The 23,513-nt window shown below is 64.4% G+C and carries 29 protein-coding genes and 1 pseudogene; 19 read left to right on the forward strand and 11 right to left on the reverse strand.

Annotated elements, in window-relative coordinates; all coding sequences use genetic code 11:
- Nucleotides 1-189 precede the first annotated feature (189 nt).
- Nucleotides 190-507: a hypothetical protein gene (locus tag GFY24_RS39370; RefSeq protein ID WP_153810225.1), complete on the reverse strand. Its 318-nt coding sequence runs from the start codon at nt 505-507 to the stop codon at nt 190-192.
- Between the two features lie 89 nt (nt 508-596).
- On the opposite strand from GFY24_RS39370, the gene GFY24_RS39375 reads away from it, so the two are divergent.
- Both GFY24_RS39375 and GFY24_RS42725 read left to right on the forward strand, forming a co-directional pair.
- Nucleotides 597-1,421 (forward strand): helix-turn-helix domain-containing protein, encoded by an 825-nt coding sequence (locus GFY24_RS39375; RefSeq protein ID WP_228567107.1) that lies wholly within the window; start codon nt 597-599, stop codon nt 1,419-1,421.
- An 18-nt stretch (nt 1,422-1,439) separates the two neighbouring features.
- Nucleotides 1,440-1,868, forward strand: a complete 429-nt coding sequence (locus GFY24_RS42725; RefSeq protein WP_309231887.1) for a transposase — start codon at nt 1,440-1,442, stop codon at nt 1,866-1,868.
- Nucleotides 1,869-2,108: 240 nt separating this feature from the next.
- On the opposite strand, the gene GFY24_RS39385 is transcribed toward GFY24_RS42725, so the two are convergent.
- The 3 genes from GFY24_RS39385 to GFY24_RS39395 all read right to left on the reverse strand — a co-directional run bounded on the left by GFY24_RS39385 (nt 2,109) and on the right by GFY24_RS39395 (nt 3,502).
- On the reverse strand, nt 2,109-2,633 hold the full coding sequence (locus tag GFY24_RS39385) for a class I SAM-dependent methyltransferase (protein ID WP_228567108.1): 525 nt from the start codon (nt 2,631-2,633) through the stop codon (nt 2,109-2,111).
- Between the two features lie 33 nt (nt 2,634-2,666).
- Nucleotides 2,667-3,047: a low affinity iron permease family protein gene (locus GFY24_RS39390; protein ID WP_153810243.1), complete on the reverse strand. Its 381-nt coding sequence runs from the start codon at nt 3,045-3,047 to the stop codon at nt 2,667-2,669.
- Between the two features lie 281 nt (nt 3,048-3,328).
- Entirely contained in the window at nt 3,329-3,502 is a 174-nt protein-coding gene (locus tag GFY24_RS39395) for a CsbD family protein (RefSeq protein ID WP_153810227.1), read from the reverse strand.
- 210 nt (nt 3,503-3,712) lie between these two features.
- Between GFY24_RS39395 and GFY24_RS39400 the strand changes: the two genes are divergently transcribed.
- From GFY24_RS39400 to GFY24_RS39445, 12 genes are all read left to right on the forward strand, one after another.
- Nucleotides 3,713-4,285: a TerD family protein gene (locus GFY24_RS39400; protein WP_153810228.1), complete on the forward strand. Its 573-nt coding sequence runs from the start codon at nt 3,713-3,715 to the stop codon at nt 4,283-4,285.
- A gap of 361 nt (nt 4,286-4,646) precedes the next feature.
- Nucleotides 4,647-4,802, forward strand: a complete 156-nt coding sequence (locus GFY24_RS41460; RefSeq protein ID WP_194853200.1) for a DUF6131 family protein — start codon at nt 4,647-4,649, stop codon at nt 4,800-4,802.
- 72 nt (nt 4,803-4,874) lie between these two features.
- Nucleotides 4,875-5,114, forward strand: a complete 240-nt coding sequence (locus tag GFY24_RS39405) for a hypothetical protein (RefSeq protein ID WP_375336165.1) — start codon at nt 4,875-4,877, stop codon at nt 5,112-5,114.
- 189 nt (nt 5,115-5,303) lie between these two features.
- Nucleotides 5,304-5,882, forward strand: coding sequence for a DUF899 family protein (locus tag GFY24_RS39410; RefSeq protein WP_194853201.1), 579 nt, complete (start codon nt 5,304-5,306; stop codon nt 5,880-5,882).
- Nucleotides 5,883-5,920: 38 nt separating this feature from the next.
- On the forward strand, nt 5,921-6,076 hold the full coding sequence (locus tag GFY24_RS41465) for a DUF6131 family protein (RefSeq protein WP_194853202.1): 156 nt from the start codon (nt 5,921-5,923) through the stop codon (nt 6,074-6,076).
- 70 nt (nt 6,077-6,146) lie between these two features.
- Nucleotides 6,147-6,965 (forward strand): SigB/SigF/SigG family RNA polymerase sigma factor, encoded by an 819-nt coding sequence (locus GFY24_RS39415; protein WP_153810230.1) that lies wholly within the window; start codon nt 6,147-6,149, stop codon nt 6,963-6,965.
- A gap of 18 nt (nt 6,966-6,983) precedes the next feature.
- Nucleotides 6,984-7,823 (forward strand): NAD(P)H-binding protein, encoded by an 840-nt coding sequence (locus GFY24_RS39420; protein ID WP_153810231.1) that lies wholly within the window; start codon nt 6,984-6,986, stop codon nt 7,821-7,823.
- Nucleotides 7,823-9,421, forward strand: a complete 1,599-nt coding sequence (locus GFY24_RS39425) for a phospholipase D family protein (protein WP_309231888.1) — start codon at nt 7,823-7,825, stop codon at nt 9,419-9,421. Before GFY24_RS39420 ends, GFY24_RS39425 begins: the two co-directional genes overlap by 1 nt.
- Nucleotides 9,422-9,991: 570 nt before the next feature.
- Complete coding sequence (locus GFY24_RS39430) at nt 9,992-10,792, forward strand: hypothetical protein (protein ID WP_153810232.1); 801 nt, start codon at nt 9,992-9,994, stop codon at nt 10,790-10,792.
- Nucleotides 10,793-10,848: 56 nt separating this feature from the next.
- On the forward strand, nt 10,849-12,726 hold the full coding sequence (locus GFY24_RS39435) for a fatty acyl-AMP ligase (protein WP_228567109.1): 1,878 nt from the start codon (nt 10,849-10,851) through the stop codon (nt 12,724-12,726).
- A 4-nt stretch (nt 12,727-12,730) separates the two neighbouring features.
- Nucleotides 12,731-12,877, forward strand: a complete 147-nt coding sequence (locus tag GFY24_RS42730; RefSeq protein ID WP_228567110.1) for a hypothetical protein — start codon at nt 12,731-12,733, stop codon at nt 12,875-12,877.
- Nucleotides 12,878-12,897: 20 nt separating this feature from the next.
- Nucleotides 12,898-13,713: a hypothetical protein gene (locus GFY24_RS39445; protein WP_228567111.1), complete on the forward strand. Its 816-nt coding sequence runs from the start codon at nt 12,898-12,900 to the stop codon at nt 13,711-13,713.
- Here the strand turns inward: GFY24_RS39445 and GFY24_RS43960 are convergent.
- The 4 genes from GFY24_RS43960 to GFY24_RS42735 form a co-directional block, all read right to left on the reverse strand.
- Nucleotides 13,677-14,039 (reverse strand): helix-turn-helix domain-containing protein, encoded by a 363-nt coding sequence (locus GFY24_RS43960; protein ID WP_375336164.1) that lies wholly within the window; start codon nt 14,037-14,039, stop codon nt 13,677-13,679. The two genes, GFY24_RS39445 and GFY24_RS43960, sit on opposite strands and share 37 nt — an antisense overlap.
- A gap of 154 nt (nt 14,040-14,193) precedes the next feature.
- Nucleotides 14,194-14,580 (reverse strand): GFA family protein, encoded by a 387-nt coding sequence (locus tag GFY24_RS39455; protein WP_309231889.1) that lies wholly within the window; start codon nt 14,578-14,580, stop codon nt 14,194-14,196.
- 127 nt (nt 14,581-14,707) lie between these two features.
- Nucleotides 14,708-15,166 (reverse strand): hypothetical protein, encoded by a 459-nt coding sequence (locus GFY24_RS39460; RefSeq protein ID WP_228567112.1) that lies wholly within the window; start codon nt 15,164-15,166, stop codon nt 14,708-14,710.
- A complete protein-coding gene (locus tag GFY24_RS42735; protein ID WP_228567113.1) occupies nt 15,163-15,420 on the reverse strand; it encodes a hypothetical protein in 258 nt (85 codons plus the stop codon). Before GFY24_RS42735 ends, GFY24_RS39460 begins: the two co-directional genes overlap by 4 nt.
- Between GFY24_RS42735 and GFY24_RS43965 the strand changes: the two genes are divergently transcribed.
- Together GFY24_RS43965 and GFY24_RS39470 are read left to right on the forward strand one after the other, a co-directional pair.
- A complete protein-coding gene (locus tag GFY24_RS43965; RefSeq protein WP_375336166.1) occupies nt 15,397-15,480 on the forward strand; it encodes a hypothetical protein in 84 nt (27 codons plus the stop codon). The genes GFY24_RS42735 and GFY24_RS43965 overlap by 24 nt on opposite strands.
- 164 nt (nt 15,481-15,644) lie before the next feature.
- Nucleotides 15,645-16,088, forward strand: coding sequence for a hypothetical protein (locus GFY24_RS39470; RefSeq protein ID WP_153810235.1), 444 nt, complete (start codon nt 15,645-15,647; stop codon nt 16,086-16,088).
- Between the two features lie 376 nt (nt 16,089-16,464).
- Here the strand turns inward: GFY24_RS39470 and GFY24_RS39475 are convergent, their stop codons facing one another.
- Entirely contained in the window at nt 16,465-16,668 is a 204-nt protein-coding gene (locus tag GFY24_RS39475) for a cold-shock protein (protein WP_153810236.1), read from the reverse strand.
- A 318-nt stretch (nt 16,669-16,986) separates the two neighbouring features.
- On the reverse strand, nt 16,987-17,340 hold the full coding sequence (locus GFY24_RS39480) for a MerR family transcriptional regulator (protein WP_309231890.1): 354 nt from the start codon (nt 17,338-17,340) through the stop codon (nt 16,987-16,989).
- 1,453 nt (nt 17,341-18,793) lie between these two features.
- Between GFY24_RS39480 and GFY24_RS39485 the strand changes: the two genes are divergently transcribed.
- The 3 genes and pseudogenes from GFY24_RS39485 to GFY24_RS43970 form a co-directional block, all read left to right on the forward strand.
- On the forward strand, nt 18,794-19,438 hold the full coding sequence (locus GFY24_RS39485) for a hypothetical protein (protein WP_228567114.1): 645 nt from the start codon (nt 18,794-18,796) through the stop codon (nt 19,436-19,438).
- A gap of 2 nt (nt 19,439-19,440) precedes the next feature.
- Nucleotides 19,441-19,749 (forward strand): type I-E CRISPR-associated endoribonuclease Cas2e, encoded by a 309-nt coding sequence (gene cas2e / locus GFY24_RS39490; protein WP_309231891.1) that lies wholly within the window; start codon nt 19,441-19,443, stop codon nt 19,747-19,749.
- A gap of 446 nt (nt 19,750-20,195) precedes the next feature.
- Nucleotides 20,196-20,462: pseudogene (locus GFY24_RS43970) on the forward strand (transposase family protein); the annotation flags it as partial.
- A 388-nt stretch (nt 20,463-20,850) separates the two neighbouring features.
- Here GFY24_RS43970 and GFY24_RS39500 read toward each other — a convergent pair.
- Nucleotides 20,851-23,403 (reverse strand): toll/interleukin-1 receptor domain-containing protein, encoded by a 2,553-nt coding sequence (locus GFY24_RS39500; protein ID WP_194853204.1) that lies wholly within the window; start codon nt 23,401-23,403, stop codon nt 20,851-20,853.
- Nucleotides 23,404-23,513 lie beyond the last annotated feature (110 nt).

The following is a 23,513-nucleotide window of genomic DNA, read 5'->3' on the forward strand; positions in this document are numbered from 1 at the left end:
CGAAATCGGCGATACTGGCACACGAACTCCTGGTAGATCAGCGTCTTGGTAAACACTGAATTACCAGGAGTTCACTCAAATCTCGAGCCTCACACCGACGCCCTCACCGAGTTCTCAGACGCTCTCTCAGTGCCCAAATAGTGTCAGGTGCGACGCCCTTAGTGGTCCTGCTTGTAAGTCTGTCGGGGGTCAGTGGTTGAGGTAGAGGTCGCAGGCGCAGTCGAGGGCTTCTTGGGGGCTTCCGATGGGTAGCCCGGAGGGCAGGATCTGGTCCTGGTATTTGCCGTTGCTGGCCAGGTAGAGACCGAATCCCCAGAACGATGCCGATGAGCCGTATCGTAGGCGCAGCAGCGGCAGAGGGTCCCCGTCGGCCAATTCGGCTTCGACGTAGGCGAACTGGGCGTGGAAACGAATGTGCAGTTCGCCCAGCTGGGGCCAGTGGTCGCGGGCGTGTTGGCGCAGCCGCTGGCCCAGGGAGGTTTTCGTCGAGTCAGGGATGGCAGGCATGGTCGCCATCTTCCCCTGTTGCGGTGTGTCGGTCACCGGCAACGGTGCCGGGGTGGGGCATCCTCACGCGGTCGGTTCGAATGGTCGTGATGAAAGTTGTTGCCCGCAGGCCTGTTTCCCGTGCCCGCCAGATCGTGTTGACCGCCTCCGAGTGGCGCGGACTCGAGACAATCGCCTATTCCCGCACCGCCGCCTACCAGTTGGTCGTGCGGGCCCGGATCGTTCTCGATGCCGGGGACGGGCACTCCAACAACGCTATCGCCGCCCGGCGCGGCGTGGTCGTTGATACTGTGCGCCTGTGGCGCGGTCGATACGCCGACCACGGCCTGGGCGGACTCATCGACCGGCCCCGCTCGGGCCGGCCGCCGCGGTTCACGCCGCTGCAACGAACCCAGGTCAAAGCCCTGGCCTGCGGACTTCCGGCTGAGACCGGGGTGCCGTTGTCTCGGTGGAGCAGCAGCGATCTGGCCGCTGAGGCGGTCAAATCCGGTATCGCCGAATCTATTTCGTCCTCGACGATCCGTCGGATCCTGTCCGGTGCAGCACTCGAACCATGGCAGTTTCAGTCGTGGATATTCATCCGCGACCCCGATTTCGCCGCCAAAGCAGCCCTGGTGCTCGACCTCTACCACCGGATCTGGGAAGGACAGCCCCTCGCCGAGGACGAATACGTGATCTCCTCCGACGAGAAAACCTCCATCCAGGCCCGCTGCCGCTGCCACCCGAGTTTGCCGCCCGGCCTCTCGCGCATGATGCGCGTCAACCATGAATACGACCGTCGCGGAGCACTGTCCTACTTGGCAGCCTACGACGTCGCCCGGGCCCGAGTAACAGGGCATTGCGCAGCCGAGACCGGCATCGCCCCGTTCATGGCGCTGGTCGAGAACGTCATGACCAGCGAGCCCTACGCCTGAGCGAAACGGGTGTTCTGGGTGGTCGACAACGGGTCGAGCCACCGCGGGAAAGCCGCGGCCGATCGGCTCAGCGCCAGGTTCCCCAACGCGGTCATGGTCCACACCCCGGTCCACGCCTCCTGGTTGAACCAGGTGGAGATCTATTTCTCCATCCTGCAGCGCAAAGCCTTGTCTCCCAACGACTTCACCAGCCTTGACCAGGTCGAAGACCGGCTTACCGCCTTCGAGCGTCGTTACAACGAGACCGCCCGGCCCTTCGAATGGGAGTTCACCCACGACGACGGCATGAGCGTGCAGCAGTCGAGGCGCCGCGCCGAAGGTTGCCGACGATCAAGCTGGACAACGGATCCGAATTCGAGGGACCCGGCGGCACGTCTACGTTGCTGGATCCGTTCCACGGCCTGCGCGGGCGGATCTTCACCGCCGCCGCTAGCCGGGATTCGATGAGACCGTTTGCCCCGCAAAGGTTTTACGCCGGACAGGGTGCGGACTGGACGCGGGGGGAGTGGGTTCCCGCCGCCGACTGGTCGCAGCGGCTGAGGTCAGTCGGTCGGTATCTGGGTAACCCGCCACATGCGGCGCGGTAGCTCGCCCTCTTCGAATGCGCGGATGTCCCGCAAGCGCCAGCGCTCGGCGAGTTCGGCGACGAGATATCGGGGGGAAGAGATGCACAGCAAATCCGTTGTGCTAGAAAATGTCGCCCCCGTGCGCTATTCCGATCCCGAAGTGCGCGTCACCGGTATTACGCACCGTGTAAACGAGGATGCCACCCGGCCGCAGGATGCGGCGGATCTCGTCGACCAGGGCGAAAATCTCGTTGGTGGACAACGCCATACACAGCAGCATGTGCGCGAACACCGCATCCACGGACGCATTCGCCTGCGGCAGCGGCATGCGTACATCGAGCACCGCCGTGCTGAGTGTGCGCAGACCCTCCGCCTGGGCGCGAGCCCGCAGTTGTTGGAGGCCGACATCGCTGAAATCGGTGGCCTGCACAGCGAATCCGAGTCGGGCGAAGTGTAGGCTGTCGCGGCCCTGCCCGGCGCCTAGTTCCAGTACCTCATGCGCGCCGACCGTGCGGAAGGCATCAGCGGCGTATTGCGCTGGCGCCGAGTGTTGGTCTCCGTACGGCAGAGGATGAGTGTGGTAGGTGTTCTGCCAGTGCTCGCGCTGGATTTCGGCCAGCTGCCGGTCCGGTCGTCGCATCACCATCAGGTCTTCAATGGATGGTCGGTCGGTGAAGAATTACGACGATTCGCGTTTTTCCAAGCCGACGGCGTCGGCGAGCTCCTCGCGATGACGGTTCAGCTCGGGATGGTCCGTGCTGAGTACACCCATGAAGTCGGCGAGCGCGTCGGCGATCGCGTTGAGCTTTTGCTGCACAGCCTTATCGGAGCGGGACTGGGTATTTTGCAGCAGCGCGACGAGCAGGAACGTGATGATCGTGGTGGCGGTGTTGATCACCAGCTGCCACGTGTCGATGCTCGGCATGATCAGGAAGGTCGGCGCCCAGAGCAACACCAGTAGTACGCAGGCGACGAAGAATGCGGCTTTGGATGCCAGGGCGCTGGCGGCGGTGGCGAATCGATCGAAGATCGTCAACCGGCCGGACGCGGGTGCGGGCATCGTTGCGGATCCGCTGGTGGATCGTTGTGCGTGGTCCTGCATCGGAGAGTCCCTCTCACGCAATTCCCGCCGCGCCACCGGACATCCGCAGTGCCCGGATGCGGATCTGTTGATAGTCCAATTAGACGCTGCCCGGACCACGGTGTCAACACTGTAGGTCTACAACTGGTGACGGGTCGGGATCAGGCGTGCGTCGACCGTCGCCGTTAAACCGTACGGTCTTCGAGCGGGTGGTCTCCCGGAGGTGACTACCCACTCGAACCGACGTCGGCGACGTCAGGTCACTTACGGAAGGCGTCCTTGACCTTCTCGCCCGCGCTCTTGAGGTCAGCCTTGGCTCGATCGGCCTTGCCCTCGGCTTCTCGGTCTTCATCGCCGGTTGCCTTGCCGGACTTTTCCTTGGCCCGGCCGGCGAGTTCGTCGGCCTTGTTCTTCGCCTTGTCTACCGCGCTCATGTCACAAGCCCTTTCGTGAAGGTTGCTCGGCCTACCGTGTCCGGCCGGTCCTTTCGGCGGATAACCCGTATCGGCCCTCTCAAACAGGGAATGCCATTGAGTGCGAGTAACTTTGCGCGTCGCCCGCCTCTTGGCGGCGGCGTAGAACTACAACGTTGACAGTGCGATTCGAGCGGGGTCTACTGAGGGAGATCTGAAGGGGAACGGCTGATGTCGATCGTGCTGCGGGATCCACGGGGCGTGGCACTCGAATGCGTCGCGGTGGCCTTGGGTTGGGACCCAACGGAATACGACCGTCGGGCTGGTACCGACAGTGCCGACAGTACGTTGGCCGATGGGGACAGTTTCGACTTGAACGTGGCGGCACTGCTTTTCATCCAGGAACGGCTGGTCGATGCCGTTTATCACGAGCAGCTGATTTCGCGCGATGGGTCTGTCCGGCACACCGGCGACAACCTGACAGGGGAAGGTGTCGGTGACAGCGAAACGATTGTTCTGGACTTGGTGCGGGTGGCGCCGGAGATAACGACGGTCATCGTTGTTGTGACCTCCTACTCCGGTCAAAGTTTCGCGAAGATCGCCAACGCCTACTGCCGTCTGCTGGATTCCGGTACGGCAACGGAGATCACCCGATGCATGCTGAGCGGTGGCCCGCATACCGCGCTGGTGATGGGGAAACTGTTCCGTACGCCAGCCGGTTGGGAGTTCGACGGCATCGGGGCAGGTATCGCGGCCCTCCATCCGGTCGAGGCGGTTCCGCAGCTAACGCCCTACCTGTTGTAGCGGAGTCTAACCAATGAAGGATACATCGTAGCAAATCACTGTAGTTCTACACTGTTGACAGCAAGGTTCGGGGGGCGTCTACTTAGAGGGTCAACAGATCCGAGCACAGGTTTCGAAAATGAGCACGCCGCAGAAACACCCCACCTGCTCGAGTCGCACAGTACTCATGCCGCGGCCGATGAACCCGGCAACGCTGCTGGGCAGGGGGTCGACGACCGGCCTGCCACCCGTGAACGCGGTTGGAGCAAGTTGTTCGGTCACACGCCCACGTGGCGATCAACGCCGATAACTGCGCTCCCATCGGTAACCCCGCAATTTGCCGCGTGACATTTCACGTATTCCTGAAATCAGGTAAATGCTCATGATCATTCTCGGAGTCATCCTGGCCGTCGCCGGATTCCTACTCGGTATTCCGCTGCTGGTCACCCTCGGAATCATCGTCGCGGTCATCGGTGTGATCTTGATGGTCGCCGGTTCGGCTGGTCACGCGGTCGGCGGGCGACGTCACTACTACTGAAACCTGCACCCGCACTGCAGCATTCAAGTATGGAGCTAGAAAATGAGAACATACGCAGCCGACGGCCCGAGAATGCGCGGAGGTAGACGGTCCTCGATGGGGCTGGCCGGCATCGTCGCGGTGCTGCTGTTCGTGTGGCTGATCATCGGCGCCGTCGCCGCTGGGCAACGCCACTACTACGACAGCGCACCCACCAACTGCGCGAGCACCGGAACCATCGCGGTAACCATCTTCGCCGGGCCCCTCAACTACATGGGCGTCAACCCGAAGATCGCTGACTGCCAAGTGGATCTGCCGCAACCCAGTCCGTAATCGCCTGCTTGGCCGGCGCAGTTGGGCGCATGGCGAGAAGCCCTCTGCATCGGCGCGGCCGACAAACGTTCACTCTCCACATCTCGATCTACATGGACCGCCACGATGAGTTCACCGCGAACAATTGACGCGACCCCGCTATCGACATCTCAATTACCAACACTACAACGATCTCTCATAGACGAAGGCATGAGCCTGCCGCAGGCGGCTTCCCGTGGCGAATGGCTGATCGGCCGTGAGGAGGTGCCGGCACAGGACAGAGCAGCCGCCCGAGCACGCGACGCGGTCGAGGCGCGGCGTCAGCGGCTCCCAATGGTCAAGCTGGACAAGGGATACGAATTCGAGGGGCCGGGCGGTGAGTCCACGTTGGTGGATCTGTTCCACGGTCTGCCCCGGCTCCTGGTCTGCCACTTCCTGCTCGATCCGGGTGGAGATACGGGGTGCGCGAGCTGCAGTGCTGCGGCCGAAGAGGTTTCGGACGATCTGTTGGCCCGATTGTGCGCGCGTGACACCTCGTTCGCCGCGGTCTCCCGTGCGCCGCTGGCCGATATCCAGGAGTACCAGGCGCGCCGAGGGTGGGCGTTTCCCTGGTACTCCTGCTCCGGCAACAACTTCAACAATGACTTCCACGACCGGGTGCAATCGCGGCAGAGTGTCTTCCAGCGTGACGGTGCCCGTCTGTTTCATGGCTACTCCATGTTCGCGCGTCGTACCGAAGCGCTGGGCAACTGGTGCTACTGGTTGGACCTGACCGCCCGCGATGGGTAGATGGATAACAGCATGGCATTTCACCGATCCGCGAACTCATGATCATTCTCGGAGTTGTCCTCCTCGTCACCGGACTTGTGCTCGACCTCATCCTGCTCATGACCGCTGGTGTCGTCGTGCTGATTGTCGGTGTGGTGGTGACGATCTCGGGGATGGCCGGTCACCCGGTTGGTGGCCGCCGGCACTACTTCTGACGGTCCCGCGCAGCCGGGTGACGGTCGGCCGTACCCAACGTCGATTTCAGCTGGATTCGAGGCAGTACCGATGAACGATCCGACGACATCGACTTCCCCTGCGAAAAAGCCACGTGCACATCGCCGCGCCGACAGCTACGACAACATTGAACCGCTGTTCGTCCGACTCGCGGAGTTGGACGTGGCCGACCCGCATCGAATAGTCCTGCGGGAAGAGGTGATCCGGCGATGCCTGCCACTGGCCGAGCACATCGCCCGCAAGTTCGCCGGCCGCGGTGAGAGCCTCGACGATGTACTGCAGTCCGCCAGAGTGGGGATGGTGGTTGCGGTCGACCGGTACAACCCTGATTTCGGTGCGCCGTTCCTGGCCTTCGCGGTGCCGACGATCATGGGCGAGGTCCGCCGATACTTCCGCGACTTCGCCTGGGCGGTGCGGGTGCCGACGCGGCTCAAGGAGATTCAGCTGTCGATCGGCGTCGCGGTCGATGCGCTGTGCCAGCGGTTGGGCCGCATGCCCACCGCCACCGAGATCGCCGACGAACTCGGCATCGATCGGGTCCTAGTCACCCGAGCACTCGTTGCCCGCGACGGCTACCGCACGTACTCGCTCGATGAGGTCATCCAAGGTGACACCGACTACGCACCGATCTCCGTGCTGGAGTCCCTCGGCGTCGAGGAACCGCGCTATCGCGCCGTCGAGGACTGCCTGACGGTGCAACCGTTGATCGGGGCACTGGCCGAGCGTGAATGCCGAGTACTGGTTATGCGCTACTTCGAATCCCAGACCCAAACCCAGATCGCCGAGCAACTCGGCGTCTCCCAGATGCAGATCTCGCGCGTCCTGTCCCGAACACTGAACTCATTGCGCGAGCAGGCATTACGGGACTGAACCCGAGAGGAACACCTCATGATCGTCATCACCGGAGCCACCGGAACCGTTGGGCGCGAAACGGTCCAACTTCTGCTCGATGCCGGGCACAAAGTAAAGGCCGTCAGCCGCACGGCCTCCGGCGCCGACATGCCCGACGGCGTGGAGATGGTCGTCGGCGACCCGTCCCAGCCGCAGACGCTGCGCGCGGTGTGGGAAGGCTCCGAGGCCGTGCTGCTCATCCCGCGCGCGGTGGGGAACGCCGCCGCGGAATTACTCGCGGCTGCCGCCGAGCACGGCGCGCGGCGGGTAGTGGTCATCTCGGCGGCAACCGTCGAATACCCGGCGGGCGAGTCCCGGTTCGCTGAGGGCTTCATGGCGGTCGAGGACGCCGCCAAGGCCTCCGGTCTGATCTGGACATTCCTGCGCTGCTCGGACTTCGACGCCAATTCCCTGGCCTGGGCGCCGCAGATCCATGCGGGCGACGTCGTGCGCGGCGCCTACGGTGCGGCCGCCACCTCACCGATCCATCAACGAGACATCGCCGCCGTTGCGGTCAAAGCACTGACCGCACCCGATCACGCCAGCCGCGCTTACGTGCTGACGGGTCCGGAGTCGCTCACCCAGCGCGACAAGGTTCGAATCATCGGCGAGGCCCTCGGACGGACGCTGTCCTTCGCCGAGCTCGCCCCCGAGCAGGTTCGTGCCGCGATGCTCGCGCAAGGCCTGCCCGACGACGTTCCCGACCGGTTGCTCGGCAGCCTCGCCGACTATGCGCGCGAGGCCGGACCGACCACCGACACCGTGCGAAAACTGTTGGGCCGACCCGCGCTTTCGTTCGCCGTGTGGGCCGTCGAGAACGCTGGTGCTTTTCAGTAGTGGGTATCACCGACTGGCTGATCAGCGCCGAGGAGCGTGGCAATCGCGCGACCGGGCTGGATCGGCGTCATACGGACGGTGCGGCCTGGACCGCGGGCAATGAGGTCCGGCTACTCGTGCACGGTGCCTCGTATTTCGGTGAGCTGCTGCGCTGTGTGCGGTTGATGCGTGCGGGCGATCTGTTGCTGTTCACCGATTGGCGTGGCGATCCGGACCAGGCGATGAACGCCGACGGCGATGAGATCTCAGTCCTGTTGTGCGAGGCGGCTATTCGAGGCGTGGTGGTGAAAGGTCTCATCTGGCGCTCGCATGTGGACGCTTTCGCGTTCAGCGAGCAGCAGAACCGGCATCTGGGTGAAGACATCGGGGCCGCGGGCGGTGAATGCCTGCGCGATATGCGCGTGCGGGTGGGCGGGTCGCACCATCAGAAATTCGTGGTGCTCCGGCATCCCGGGCGACCGGAACTCGATATCGCCTTTGTCGGTGGAATCGACCTGTGCCACAGTCGACGTGATGACAGTGACCACCGCGGCGACAGTCAGTCGCAGCCGATCGCGGCGGTCTACGGATCGCGTCCACCGTGGCACGATATCCAACTCGCCATCCAGGGGCCCGCTGTCGGCGACGTGGAGACGGTGTTCCGGGAACGGTGGGAGGATCCGGCGCCCCTGAGCCGAAACCCGTTCGAGCGCATCATCGATGCGCTGCGCCGTGAGGACGTCACACCCGGGGTATTGCCGGTTCAGCTGCCCGATCCGCTGCCACGGGGCTCACACACCGTGCAGGTGCTACGGACGTACCCGCGCCGCGTCGGGTACCCCTTCGCCCCGAACGGTGAACGCAGTATCGCCCGCGCCTATGAAAAGGTCCTGGCGCGCGCTCACACTCTGATTTACGTGGAGGATCAGTACTTCTGGTCCGCGGAGGTCGCCGCCTGCTTCGCCGCGGCGCTACGCGCGAGCCCCACACTGCACCTCATCGCGGTACTGCCGCACCACCCCGACCAGGACGGGCGGCTGTCGCAGCCGCCGAACCTGGTCGGTCAGCAAGGCGCACTCGATCTGCTGCGCGCGGCCGGTGGTGACCGCGTCGCTGTCTACGGCATCGAAAACCTCGCGGGCACACCGGTTTACGTGCACGCCAAGGTGTGCGTGATCGACGATGTCTGGGCCTCGGTCGGGTCGGACAACCTCAACCGCAGATCCTGGACCTACGACTCCGAACTGTCCTGCGCGATAGTGGACGAGGCGGTCGATCAGCGTATTCCCTTGTCCCCGAGCAGATTCGGCGAACCAGCCGGTGTCTTCGCCCGAGACCTGCGGCTCACACTGGCCCGCGAACATCTCGACCGCGGCGTCGGCGACGATGCCGACCTCGTCGATCCTCGCACCGCTTTCACCGTGTTCGGCGCCAGCGCCGCGACGTTGGCCCGCTGGTATGCCGACGGCCAACGCGGCCCGCGCCCGCCCGGCCGACTGCGCCCGCACGACCCGCCTCGGCTCAGCCGCGCGACCCGGGCCTGGGCCACCCCGCTCTACCGGACGTTCTACGACCCGGACGGCAGGCCGCCGCGGCTCCGCCGCCGACATCGCTTCTGACCGGCCTTTCCGAATCCCGCACACGCTGGGCTTCGAGTCGTCGTACGGTTGGGCAGGTTCGCCGAGCGGCCAGGCACTTGATCGGCGACCGCCTCGAAATAGGCGGCGCCAGATGGGGTTGGATAGCGCAGAGCCATTCTGGCGCTACGCGCTCTCCTCGACAACCACGACTTCGAGGAATATTGGAGATATCACCTCGCCCGCGAGCACTAGCGCGTCCACACCATCAGCCGACCGGTCGCCGCGTGATCAACAGTCACTCAAAACGAGCTGCACCCATTGGGGATAGTCCTGGCCAACATGATCAAACTTGGCTACGCTACATTGCAAGCAGGACTCTCAATCTACCGCTGCTACGGCGAACCCGAGTTCAAGAATCGTATTCGGAACGTCAGCACGATGCTCGCGTAAGGTCCCCGGGGCGTGAATGCTCGGGTCGGCAGCACTGGCAGCTATGCATTGCCCGATGGCAGCCCTGCCTGGAATAGTTCAGCCTCTCTTCAAACATCGTCTCATCTCGCTGTGGCACCTCACCCTGTGTAGCACCTCACTCGCAGACAAGGAGCAGTCATGACCGAGATCAGTCAGTCCCAGCTACGCCAAGAGGCCGTGGAGATCGCGCTGTGGCAGATGCCTTGCCCCGAGCCGGATGCCGCCACGATGTCCGTGCTCTCGCAGTTCGACTCTGGGAGTCAGGACCTGGCGGTGGGCAACAGCGCGGTGGGCGACGACAGCTCGCTGCCCGACCTGGGGCCTCTGAAGAGCTTCAAAACGTGGGATTCCGTCGCCGCCACTATCGTGAACAAGGCGTATAGCATCAGCAACTTCAACCCAGGCGTCACGGACTACGACCCGGTCTCTTGGGCCAACTTCCTCTATAAGTTCTCCACGATGCCGTTCTTCCAAGGGGGAACATTCTATGCTGACAACCGTACAGCGGGCATCTCCTCGCTCTCTCTGGAGAAGGGCGTCGACGCAGTGAGTGACCTGGTCCTGAGCATCGTGACGCCGACGGAATTCGATGACATCGTGACGACCATCAAGAAGGTTGGCCAGCTGGCGTTCGAGAACAAAGGGACGGACGAGAAGCAGACCAAACAGCAGACCGGGCTTCTGTCGTGCAATGGCGGCAATTACTACCTCGGAACCGTCCGGACCGAGGTAGAGATGAAGTACAAGGAGGGCAAGGGGTACCAGCAGCTGACACAGGACCTCACACTCTACAGAGGCTACGGCGTGCTCGACTTCGACAAGTGCAAGCGCAGCGCCAGCTACCTGCTCGACTGGGATGGCCAGGACGTTCCTGGTTGGGTGGGCGGGACGGCCAGCGCCTCGATGCCGCCCAACAATAGCCCCGCTTGGAACCAGTAAGTCGGTTCAAGGTCCTTTCTGCAATCCACCCGCCGGACTCCCCCGGGGCAGGTCCCATGTTCTCCAAAGAAGCGCTGTCTGAGGGCGCGACGGCCTCGACCTTCACTCAGGTCCTTGCCGAGAACCTCGGCCACTCGGACAGTGGCTATACCTTCATCCAGGAGGACGGGCGCGAGCACTTCGTGAGCTGGTCGGAGCTGTCGCGTGAGGCCCTGCTCCGGGGGCGCAGGCTGCTTCGCAGCGGCCTGCGCAAGGGCGAGCGCATCGCGCTCATCGTCCCCGAGGAGCAGGAGTTGGTTCTCACCTTCCTGGGCGCGGTCTCGGTGGGCGTCGTCCCGGTCCCCCTGTACCCGCCTATGAGCTTCGGCAAGTTGGAGGCGTACTGCGAGGACGCCGTCGGCATCCTGCGCGCGGCGGGAGCGCGTGTGCTCTTGATGCCCCGGAGCCTGGCGGATCTGCTGGACCCGCTCGTCCGAGCGGTCGAGGGCCTGCAGTCCGTCGTCGCGGAGGAGTTCTTCGCCGAGCCTCTGGTGGGGAGTGCGCCCCAGCCCGAGGCGATCCTCCCGCAGGACGTGATGTTCTTGCAGTTCACCTCGGGGACCACGGCGGCCCCCAAGGGAGTGCGGGTCACGCACGCCAGCGTCCTAGCCAACTGCGCGGCCATCATCAGCGCCCTTCGGCTTGAGCGCGGGCGAGACCGGGGCGTGAGCTGGTTGCCCATGTACCACGACATGGGGTTGGTCGGTTTCGTGCTGGCACCGCTGATCGTGCGCTGCCCGGTGAGCTTCCTGCCGACGCTGCGCTTCGCGCTCTCACCGAGGTTGTGGCTGGAAACGGTGAGCCGTCACCGGGCGACCGTGACCTTCGCGCCCAACTTCGGTCTGGCCTTGGCTGTCAAGCACACCTCGGCGGAGGAGCTTGAGCGGCTGGACCTGTCCTGCTTGAGGGTCGTGGGCTGCGGCGCCGAGCCCATCCACCCGGAGACGCTGCGCTCCTTCGCGGCGCACTTCGCGGCGGCGGGGCTGCGGCCGGGGGCAGTGGTGCCGTGTTATGGCATGGCGGAGGCGACGCTCGCGATCTCGTTCAGCGAGATCGGAGTTCCGCTCGCCCTGGATGTCATCCAGAAGGAGCCCTACCACGCGAGCGGCCTCGCGCGGACCGCCTCGCAGACCGAGGCCCCCGGGGCGCAGGTGGCGTTCGTGCCCTGCGGACGCCCCATCGCGGGTCACCGAATCCTCATCGTGGACGATGCGGGCAATCCGCTCCCGGAGCGGCACATCGGCGAGGTGGTCTTCCAGGGGCCGAGCGTGGCTGCGGGCTACCACGGTGACGCGGAGGCGACCCGGCGGAGCTTCACCGCTCACGGCCTGCGCACCGGGGATTGTGGATACCTGGCCGAAGGCATCCTCTACGTGACGAGCCGCAAGAAGGACCTGCTGATCATCAATGGGCGCAATCACGACCCCCAGACGGTGGAGTGGGCCGCGGCCGAGGTGCCCGGCCTGCGCAAGGGCAACGTCGTGGCCTTCACCCGGCCAGGCCGGGCTACCGAGGAGGTGGTGATCGTCGCCGAGCTCCGCAGGGGAGACGCCGCCACGGTGGCGCGGCAGGTCCGCGGCCACATCCAGGCGAAGCTGTCCCTGCCCGTGGCGGAGATCATCCTGCTGCCGCCGGGGGAGCTGCCCAAGACCTCCAGCGGCAAGGTGAAGCGAAGCAAAACACGGCAGCAATATCTCGAGGGACTGTGGAGCGCTCCCCCGGGCCAGCTGCACACCATCCATACACCCACGAGGAGCAGCCATGAACACCCATCTGACCCCCCAAGAGCGAGAGCAGCTGTACTCCCTGATCCGCGAGAAGTTGGACCTCAGCGGCACGGAGTGTCGCGAGGAGATCACGAACACCACCACGGTGAGAGAGCTGCCAGGGGTTGACTCCATGAAACTCCTCAGCCTTCTGGGCGCGGTCGAGCTGGGCTTCCAGGTCAACCTGGGCTTCAAGGCCATCCCCCAGGTGCAGACGGTGCAGGACATCGAGCGGTTGATCTGCGAGTCGCGCGAGCAGTACGCCGCGCACGCATCCTGAGTGCAGGAGGAAGGAGGACCGTGAGCACTCTGATTCGAGAGCAGTTGCGGCGGGAAGCGTTGGAGATCGCCATGTGGGCGGAGGGCAGGCAGGCGCCCCCACAGGAGATGCTGGCGAAGCTCGGGCTGCTGGGCCCCGACGGCTGCGAGCTCGACGACAGCAACCAGGAGACAGGGGTCGGCAATGCCTACGGCGGGGACAACAGTGGGCTGCCCAGCCTCGGGCCGCTGGCGTCCTTCGGCTCATGGCAGTCCGTGGCCGCCACCATCCTGCGCAAGACCGAGGACTCCGCAGGCTTCGATCAGTCATCCACGGCATTCGATGTCTTTCAGTGGATCATCTTCGCACTCCAGTTCGAAACGATGCCGTTCCTGGTCAACATCACCGGCGACAGCCGCAGTGTGTCCATCTCGTCCCTGTCCCTGTCGCCGGCCATCTCGGCGGTGACCGAGCTGGTCGGAGGGCTGGTGACGGCGGACACGCTCACCGGAATCATCAACTCCCTCAAGAAGATCGGCCAGCTGGCGGTCCAGAACAAGGGGCTGCAGGAGAAGGACAGCAACGTGCAGCAGGGAGTCCTGACCGTGGTGAACGGGGATCTGCGCCTCGGGCTGCTCCGGACCACGGTGCAGATGGAGTACAAGACAGGCAAGGGGTACCAGCAGCTCAATCAGCAGATCACCGTCAGCCGCCTGTTCGGGAGTCTCGACTACGACATGTGCATCCGCAACGCCGAGACACTGCTGGAATGGGACGGGCAGGACGTGAATGGCTGGGTGAATGGCGCCTCCAGCTCTAACTACCCGCCCAACACCAGCCCCGCCTGGGGCAGCTGAATCGCTCTGGCCCCAGACCTGGGGGCGGTGGCCAACCCGAGCCACTCCGAGCCAGTGAAGGGCTGGCCGTGCCGGGTCGGGCGGGTGGTGGCCGTCTGGACGACGAAGTCCTCGTCGTCAGTACCGAGGAGGCGGGGACGGCCTCCCGCCCACCCGAAGGCCAGGCAGGCCCGGCCGACCTCATCGAACCGGTGGATCACGTCCCGCACCGAGTCGTCGTCCGCCTGCACAAGCCGGGCGATGGCCGGCACCACGACACCATCACCGCCTCCGCTACCGACGATAAATGCCCCACAGCCACTGCAACAGCCCTGACCACATTTCACCAGCTCACAGCATGATCAACCGTCACTGAGAACGAGCTGCACCCAACCTGGACTGCCGACGGCGTGCCCGTGCAGACCTTCCGGCGCAACGCCCAGCCGGCCGACCGCCCTGGTGTAGCAACAGAACTCGATATTAGTGTCATGGCTGGCTGGTTCAGTCCTGGGTGCCGACGATCGGCAGCCATGGGACGGCGTTGTGGCGGAAGCTCTGCCGTTCCGGTACCAAGCCGGTGTGATCATCGAGGCTCATCAGGGTGACGCCGACCAGCTCCGCGTCACCGTCGTCCTGGGCGGCCACCGAACTTCCGCAGACACCGCAGAACCCGCGCTGGGAGTCGGGGAAAGTGTTGTACCAGAACGGCTCTCCACCCGGCCCGGTCCACTCGAACCCGTCCCGGGGGAAGTCGAGCCACGACATCACCGGGGCACCGGACAGCCGTTGGCAGTGATCACAACTACATAAGTGGACGAACGAAAGCTGACCGGATGCCTGGTACCGGATGTTGCCGCACAAGCAGCCCCCAGAGCGCATGGTGCCCATACCCTTTCATGTAGTCAGTGCTGAACCGGGAAATGTCGAATACATCGGTGACGCTCGTCAGCGAGATCACTTCCGGCTCCCGGCCGCAGGTGCATATCGCGTCAGACGTCGTCGATCCTAGTTGTGGTCACCGCGGTTTCGCGGCGAGTTCGCCCACGGGTCGTGCGTGTCCCCGTGGACCCGGCCGAAGGCCGCAGTGCCTTACCTCCGCGCAGTGTTTCGGGTTCGTCGATCCGTCGCTGTTCTGGTGCAGGAGCACGGCGGTGGCAAGCACGATCTGCTCGGCGCGGCGACGGAACTCCGCTTCGGCCGCGCGTGATTCCTTCAGCGCCTTTTTCAGCCGAGTGACCTCACCGCGCTGGCGTTTCTCGACATCGGGCGGCTGGTGGGTTTCGGCGCGCACTCGTGCGTAGAACTCCTCTTTCAGATCGGCATGGCGTTTCTGCAGAGCCATTCGGTGGACGTCGGCCTCGATCGCCAGAGAGACCACGGTGAGGGTGCCGTCCGAGCGTTCAGGTCGGCCGACGAGAAGTCGTTCGATCGCGGCGCGGATGCGAGTTCGCTCGTCCTCGCGCGGTCCCGTCATGCCACGACCTCGGTGGCGGGCAGCGCCTCGACGTCATGAGCGTCGGCGAGAGCGCGCATTCGAGTTGCGGTGAGGCGCAACCGTTTACCTGCTGGCTCGGGCAGATGATCTGCTCGCAGGTCGAGTGAGTCGGCATAGTCGCGCGCTGCGCGGGCATGGCTGTCGGTACGGGCTGCGTTGCCGCAGGCTCGGGCGTGATCATCGCCGCTGACGACCCCGCCACCTCCCGCATCGAATACCTCGTCATCGGCCACGACCACACCGAGGCCCAGCACATAGAAACAGCGCTGGAAAGACTCCTGACCGGACTTTAACCTCGACCACGAGGACCTCGACCGGCCTGCAATTGTCGAAGGTATCGGCGTTTCGATGCCAGCCGAACGCACGGAACTGCCGAATAGCGGATGAATCGCGCGAGGCCGATACGTATGGCATGCATTAGCGCGCAACGCTCGTCAGCACTCGGTAGGGTCCTCCTGTGTCCAGCCAAAATGGCGTATCGAGCAGCCCCGATCCTGTCGACAAGCAGTCGTGGATGACAGCGATAGTCGACGGTACAGCGTTTCGCGCCACCACGGTGGGCGGTCAGTACAACGAAGACGGCACCATTCGCACGTCCTGGGGGACAGGAAATCTCGCTCCAGCCGTAAACGACCAGTTCACGATCTTTGTCGAGCTGGACACAGTGCAGTTCGACGGGTCTGGCTACGACCTGGCGGATCCTTCGAGCCCTGTACGAATCTTCTACGCTCCGAACGCGGAGGATGGCGTAGTAACTCTCGCCAAAAGCGGGTCGGCGTCGTTGACACATGATCAGGCAACAATCACGGTTGCAGGCACATTCAACTTTGTTGTCACGTCGTCCGACCAAGATGTCGTGGTCACCTCCGGATCCCTGCATGTCGAGCCCGCAGCAAAGTGACTCAGCCGGGTTCGGCGTCGAGCAGGGCTGGCAGCTTGCCCCAAGTGGCTACTGCCCGATATATCCGGTCATCCTGCCGCGCCGGTGCCGCTCTCGCACTGCACTCGGACGGAGAGTCCTCGGATTCGATCGGAAGGTTGAGGTGTGTCCGGAGCTGTGGTGGCACCGAATCCGGTAGGGCCGACACACTTGAAGAGACAGGCGTGGTGGGGGTTGCGCCGCACGGTCAGGCAGTTCAAGGATAAGAAACTGACGGATTGGGCTGCGGCACTGACGTGTTGCAGCAGTGGGGTTTTCCGGTCTGCAAATCCTGCTGCTCCAACGAAAAAAGCTTCGCACCCTTGACGGTGCGAAGCTTTTCACAAGTCACGCTGAATCAGATGGCGCGGACGTCCTGTGCCTGCGGGCCCTTCTGGCCCTGCTCTACACCGAACTCGACACGCTGCCCCTCATCGAGGGATTTGTAACCCGAGCCGGTTACGGCCGAGTAATGCACGAAGACGTCCGGGCCGCCTCCGTCTTGAGCGATGAAGCCGAAGCCTTTTTCACCGTTGAACCACTTCACACTGCCTTGAGCCATACTGTTTGCAACTTCTTTTCTGTAGGTGAGCCGGGCAAATTTCTTGGTAAGACGCCCGTTCTCAAGTACCGACTATGCCATGACCGTCGTCGATCCCACGTCCAGACGCTCGAACTGTGAGCTATCAGACAATGATTGCTGCCTGCCGACAGTCGGTAGCCTCGGAGGTCTCGCGCAGAGCCGGAAACGCAGATGTTCAAGGGGTTTCGGTCGAGGTGGTAGCCCCACGCCGACGGGGTCACTGGCTCCGGCGAGACTCGATTACGAATCCCTTTGGCGCACAGATGATTTCAGCGGAGGCGTGGACGATGCCTGTCGTCAGTCGTTGCCGTGACCGTCTTTGATGGTTTGTTGTAGTTCGCTGTTGATGCGTTGTGCTTCGGCGAGTTGATCTTCGAGGATCACGATCCGGCAGGCGGCCTCGAGGGGGTTGCCGTCGTCGACGAGTTGGCGGACCCGCGCGGCGATGCGCAACTGGTAGCGGGAGTAGCGACGATGTCCGCCCTCGGAGCGTTGCGGGGTAAGGAGTTTCGCGGCATCCAGAGCGCGCAGGAATGCTTGGGTGACTCCGACGATCTCCGCGGCCCGGCCCATGCTGTAGGCCGGATAGTCGTCGTCGTCGAGCCGGTCGGCGGGAGTGCTGTCGGCGGGTTTCGCGTGTGGATCTTCCACTGCACCTCTCGGTGGGTTCATGGCTTCAGGCCCCGGCGCAGTGCGCCGGGGCCTGAGGTCGTTACGAAGGGGATTTTCTCAACATCAACAGCCGGCCGGTGAGGCCGGTGATTGACACCGCGTCCGAACGTGTTGACAGGGACGCGTACTGCGTACGTATGTGCTCGTGGACCACCTCCCGGCTCGTAGGTTGCGCACCCCCGCACCCGAATGTTGTCGGCACGGTCCCGCTTCGAAAGTCCTCGTACTACTTCCGGCGCCCTTCGCGGTGTTCTTCGTCCCCTCCTGCGGAAGCAAGATCAAAAACTTCACCCGCTGGCGGGGGACGGCCCAAACCGAACTTCTCCGGGCAGTTCATCTCTCCCGGGCCCTTGACTTACTGCTTGTTGAACAAGAGAGACAGTACAACGGGCCACGACGGTTGTCTACACCCATGAGTGCAGATTTTTTCATCGCACGGAACGTGCTGCTGGCTCGCCCTGCCCTCGATCGCGGCGGTGAGCATGCTGGCGGTGAGCTTCGTGGGATCATTGTTTTGTCCAGTGCATCTGGACGTCCCGCGATTGCTGCTTCCTGCGCGGTTCGAAACGCCCAGGCGGCTCTCCGGTGTCAGGTGCTGGTCGGTGACCTAGGCGACGGGCACGCCGGCAGCCCCTGACGGCGCAGCCGACGCCTACCCGAAAGCAATGAGCCCCTTTTCGGGGTAGGAAAAAAACTATCGTGGTGGATGTAGACATGCCTCTTGTTGTGGCATATATTCACTGTCGTTGCGATTGAGAGATCAAGTAGCTGGGCAGGGGAACTGCCTGGAACATGAGATTCGACCGTCCCCTCCGATGCAGACGAAACCGGCACTACCCCCCGGCCGGGCCGCCGGAGGGGGCGAAGAAGCAAGGTGCGAATCATGACGGGCCCCGGCGTTTCAGCGCGCCGGGGCCCGTCATGGTTGTAGTGCTTCCCGATCTTCGAGGAGACGAGCAGTAGCGTCTACATGTCCCGCACGACGGAGACCGAGCCGACACGAGGTATCCGCTCCCGAACGCACTGTCAGTAGCCGCACGTCGCGCTGATCGAACCGGCCAGCGCGGTGCGGCGGAAGATCCCCTGCCGAGATCATCTCGGCGTCCGCAATGCCATGAACTTCAGCGCAAGATCAGTCGCCGCGTGAAAAACGGTCGGCGATCTCACGGGCGCGGCGAGCAGACGCACGAGCCTTCTCCGCGAGCCGACGGAGACCGTCCGCTCCGCTCCGCCGATGGGATGCGATCTCGCCATACACCCGGGCTGCCTCGTCCTCGGTCTCGGCCCGCGTGCGCGGGGCCGACACCGGCGGCGCACTCAGCCGACACCCGCACCGGCACGCCTGTACGCGTCTGGGCTCGGCCCGTCCCGCAGAGCGGGCCTCCTGATTCGGCAGGCGCAGCTGGTCACCCGGCCCAAGGAGCGGTTACGGGTGGCTCGGGCCATGTACGGCATGCGATTCCCGGGCGAGGACGTCTCGGACATGACGATGCAGCAGCTGCGCGGCCGCGAAGGCGCGCGTGTACGCAAGATCTACCGCGCACACTCGCAACGCTCCGGGGTTCCCTGGCAGGGCCGCGACTACGTTGCCGGCGACGCCCACGCCACCGGCGACGACCTCAATCGCCTGCTGTCAGCAGCCAATGCCGCTCTCTACGGCATCTGTCAGCCGTCATCGTCGGCCTGGGCGCCAGTCCCGGACTCGGCTTTGTACACACCGGGTCGGCGATCTCCTTCGTCCTCGACATCGCCGACTTGTACAAGGCCGAATACACGATTCCGCTCGCCTTCGCTGGCAGCCAAAGGACTCACCCAAGAACGCGACGCCCGCTTGGGATTGCGCGACCTGATCGCCGAAAACCGTTTGCTCGGATGCATTGTCGACGATGTGAAGGCTCTACTTGGCCCGGAAGAGTCCTTCGACGCAGATCTCAACCTGCTCTGGGACGAGCAAGTCGGGATGGTCGCCGGCGGCACGAACTGGGATTCTGCCGACGCAGATCTCGTGCAGCCAGACTTCGGTAGCCAGCACATCTCCATCGTCGGGCCCGAGCTCGACAATCCGGGAGAGCGGTAGCCGTGACCATTGTCGTCCTTATTGCCGCGCCGGTTGGACTCCGCGGCCACCTCACCCGCTGGATGGTCGAAGTCAACGCCGGAGTCTTCGTAGGCAACCCCAGCCGCCGAATCAGGGACCGCTTATGGACCTTGCTCGCCGATCGCATCGGCGACGGCCAAGCAGTTCTGGTCGAACCGGCCAACAACGAGCAAGGCTGGACGGTCCGCACTGCCGGTCGAGACCGTTGGCGCCCAGTAGAATTCGACGGCCTGATCCTGTCCGCCCGCCGCCGAAACCAACCGAACGAAAATGAGCATCCCCTGCGGTAACGGCCCAGGTCAGCAAGTGTCGGCCCCGCACACGCGGGGATGCTCCGAGTCGGCTCAGCCATCGCGCCGTTCTTGTTCCGTCGGCCCCGCACACGCGGGGATGCTCCTGTTCGATAGCGCCGATCACGCGGTAGGGAGTATGGCCATCCGCAACCGAGGTCGACCGCGCTCCGGGATTTCTGCCTTTTCAGGTGGGCGGCATTGCGGCGGGTGATGGTGTCTGCTCTTTCGGAGGTGTTGCGAGAAGGTGGGGCTCGCCGGACACAGCTGCCAGTGCTGTCGCGACCTCCTGCAGGGATGCGCGGACGTAGGTGAGGGTTGTGCCATCTCTGCCGGTGGTGTCGGCGGTCAGGCAATTGGTTCTGGCGCACTTTCGGTGATGCCAGCCGGTCTGCTTCAGTAGTGATGCGGTCGATTTTGTTGGGGGACAGCATGTTCGGCTATAGATGCTGGCCGTGGCTGATGGTGATGCGGCAGAGGCGTTGGTGCAGTTGCTGTTTCCCGTTCTCGGGGAGGTTCGAATAGATGGGGTGGAGCCGCAGGGGAGCAGTGTCCGGATCGATGCCCACACGTGGGTGGAATCGGTGTCCTGCCCACGCTGTTCAACGCCATCGACCCATGTGCACAGCCGCTACGACCGCACCCTCACCGATCTGGCCATCGGCGGCCGTCACATGACGGTGCGATTGCGGGTGCGGCGGTTCCGCTGCCGTGAAAAGTACTGCGAGCAAAAGATATTCGCAGAGCAAGTACCCGGTCTCCAATGCCGCACCAACCCGCTGACACGGCTCCTGGGCCGGGTCGGGTTGGCCTTGGGCGGACGTGCCGGTGCACGGATGACTTGTGACCTCGCCGCCGATTCGTCGCGGTCCACGCTGCTGCGCCTGATCAGGAGCCTGCCGGTACCCGAGCCCGGTGCGCTGCCGGTCATCGGTGTCGACGACTTCGCTACCCGCAAAGGGCACGTCTATGGCACGGTCATTGTCGATTGGCCACCGGCCAGCCGGTGGATCTGCTCGCCGATCGCGAGGTGGAAACCTTCGCCGCGTGGCTCGATGAGCACCCGGAAGTGCGGGTGGTGCGCCGTGACCGCGGCGGCGCCTACGCCGAGGCGACCGGCAAAAAGCACGCCCGCGGCGATCCAGGTCGCGGACCGGTGGCATTTGTTCCACAACCTGAGCAAGGCGGTGGAAAAGGCGATCCGCGATCAGTATGTTCCCGGAGAGGTTGCCCGCGGTGACGGTCGACCCGTCGTCGCTGACCGCCCACGGTATAGATCCGGTCCGGTAGTTGGGCGGGTTGCTCCGGAGCGCCGCCCCGTATCACCATCATGTTCCCCGCGCTGTCGCCCGCGACGAGGGTCGACCGATCGCGACTTATGCCGATCGCGGTCGGGGTGAGTGGAAGCTGCCGAAGCTTGGTGACGTCTCGAAGTCGGTACTGCGCGCTGAGGAATGCGTGCTCGGTTGTCGGTGTGCCCGGTGCGAGTGCATCCGCGGCAAGGATTTCGTACAGGCCGCGCACGATGCCGTCGGGTCGCTGACCTACGAGCATCTGGGTGCCCTCGGCGGTGAGGCGGGTGGAAATCGCGTCACGAGCGCGGGCATCAGCGCGCGTACTGGCATGAGACTGCATGACGAACCCGACCCCGGCGAGTACCGCGAGCAGGACAGCAGCAGCCGCGAGCGCGAGGAGACCGCGGGCTCGTCGGCGCAGGGCATTCGCATGGTTGCGGGTGGTGACGAGTTCGGATTCGGTGCGCTGATTCTCGCGGTGCCGCGACGCGGTGAGATAGTCGGCGACACCGGCGAGGCGATCGTGATAGCCGGGACGGTCGCTGAGAGTTTCCGCGCTGTGCAAGCGGGCCCCGGTGAGCAGCCAGGCATCCGCGCAGCCGTGGTGCGCCCAGACCACGGCATCGCGTTCGACGGTGTCGGCGGTGCGCAGGTCCTCGGCCTGATCCCGCAACCAACCCGCCAGGTCATCCCATTGGCGGAGAAGGCTTTCCAACGCGACCTCGACTGTCGTGTCGTGCCCGTCGTGGTCTTTGACCAGCAGCCGCTGATCGACGAATCGGTCGATCAGCGGCCGGGCCGTGGCGGGCAGGTCGTTATAGCGGGCGATGCGCCGCAGCGGCTGGTCGCTGTCGTGGGCGACCGTCGCCAACCACGGGATGAACGCTGTTCGTAGCAGCGCCAACTGTTGTTCGCGCGCGGTGGGGTCGCGGTCGAGGATCTTGTCGATCTCGGTGGCCACCACGTTGGCGACGCCACCGAGGGCGGTGTAATGAACCCGGGTAATCAGACCGGTGTGACCGTAGTCGCGGTACAGGGCCGCGAGCGTCAACGCCAGCAAGGGTAGTGCGTCGGCACCGTCGTGGCAGTCGGTCAGAAGCTGGTCGATCAGGTCGTGGGTGAACTCGACTCGGTGCCCCGCCGCGCCCGCCCGACCGGCGGGGCCGGTCACGATATCGCGGAACCGGTGTCGCGGCATCGGTTTGAGCTCGTCGAACAGCTCGGTCCCGACCTCTGCCAGTTGTGGGGCCGACTGCATGACCTCATAACGGTCGGTGCGAATGGTGGCCGCCACTATCAGCGGTACCCGCTCGGAGATCGGCGCACTCAACACCGCCGACAACACATCGAGCATTCGCGGGCCTTCGATGCCGGCGTCGGCGGCGAACAATTCTTCGGCCTGATCGATCGGCAACAGCAGTGTCGGTGCGGTGCGGCCGTCCGAGAGTTGTTGTGTCGCTACCGCGCCCCGAATATCGGCCAGCCACTGCCGCAGCGCAGCGGCGTCGCCCGCCATCAAGGCGTTCTTGATATCGCCGAGCGGCGGGAGCGGCGGACCCGAGCGGACGCCGGTGGCATGCAACGACGCGGCCAGGCCGAGCGCGCCGGTGACGGCGTTACGTTCGGGTCGGACGGTATCGAGCACAACGAACTCGTGGTCCTCGCGAGCGAGGTGCGGAAGCAGCCCGGCCCGCAAGAAGGACGATTTGCCCGTACCTGAGGGACCGAGCACCACGAATAGTCCACGCACGCCGGTGGCGCGCATTGCGCGCAGCCGCTCCAACCCGTGCACAACCTCGGTATCCCGCCCGAAATACACTGCCGCGTCGACCGAGTCGAACGTCTGCCACCCGCGATACGGTGCACGCTCGAGGTCGTTGGGCGGTGGCCAGGTGAACTGAGTGGCGGCGATCCCCGCCTGTTTCAAGCCCGTGAGCAGTCGAGTCAGTCCCGCGGTAGGCAGTTCAACCGGTATGGGATGGCCCGGTACCTGAATGGCGGTCGTGGGGCCGGGACCGTGCAGATCGCTACGCTGCCATTCCTTGGTGATGTCTCCATCGGCGATCGGTTCCAGGCGTGCGATGAAGATCCGCTTTCCGAGCATCTCCGCGGTCCGGTATTCCACCAGGCATTCTCGCGAAGCCAGCCAGTCTGTCGAGACCAGGCAAACGAGCGCTTCGCAACGGGAAACCGCCACGCGCAGTGCATCTTTCCATTGCAGACCCGCGGCTATTCCCGCCGACGAGTCCACGTCCAGGAACACTTCATCGGCCAGCGCCTGATCCCGTTCGATCAACCACTGTCTCAACGCGATCGCCACCGCGTTGTCCTTGCTGGAATGACTCATGAAGATGCGCATGCTCGCCGATCCCCTCCCACCACCAGGCTCACGGATAATACGAAATCCCTGGCCGGTAAACGGGATTGGTGCGGAAAATCCGCGCATCGACTGGGCGCGCTCGAGCTGCC

The sequence above is a fragment of the Nocardia sp. SYP-A9097 genome, from assembly GCF_009649815.1.
Lineage (GTDB): Bacteria > Actinomycetota > Actinomycetes > Mycobacteriales > Mycobacteriaceae > Nocardia.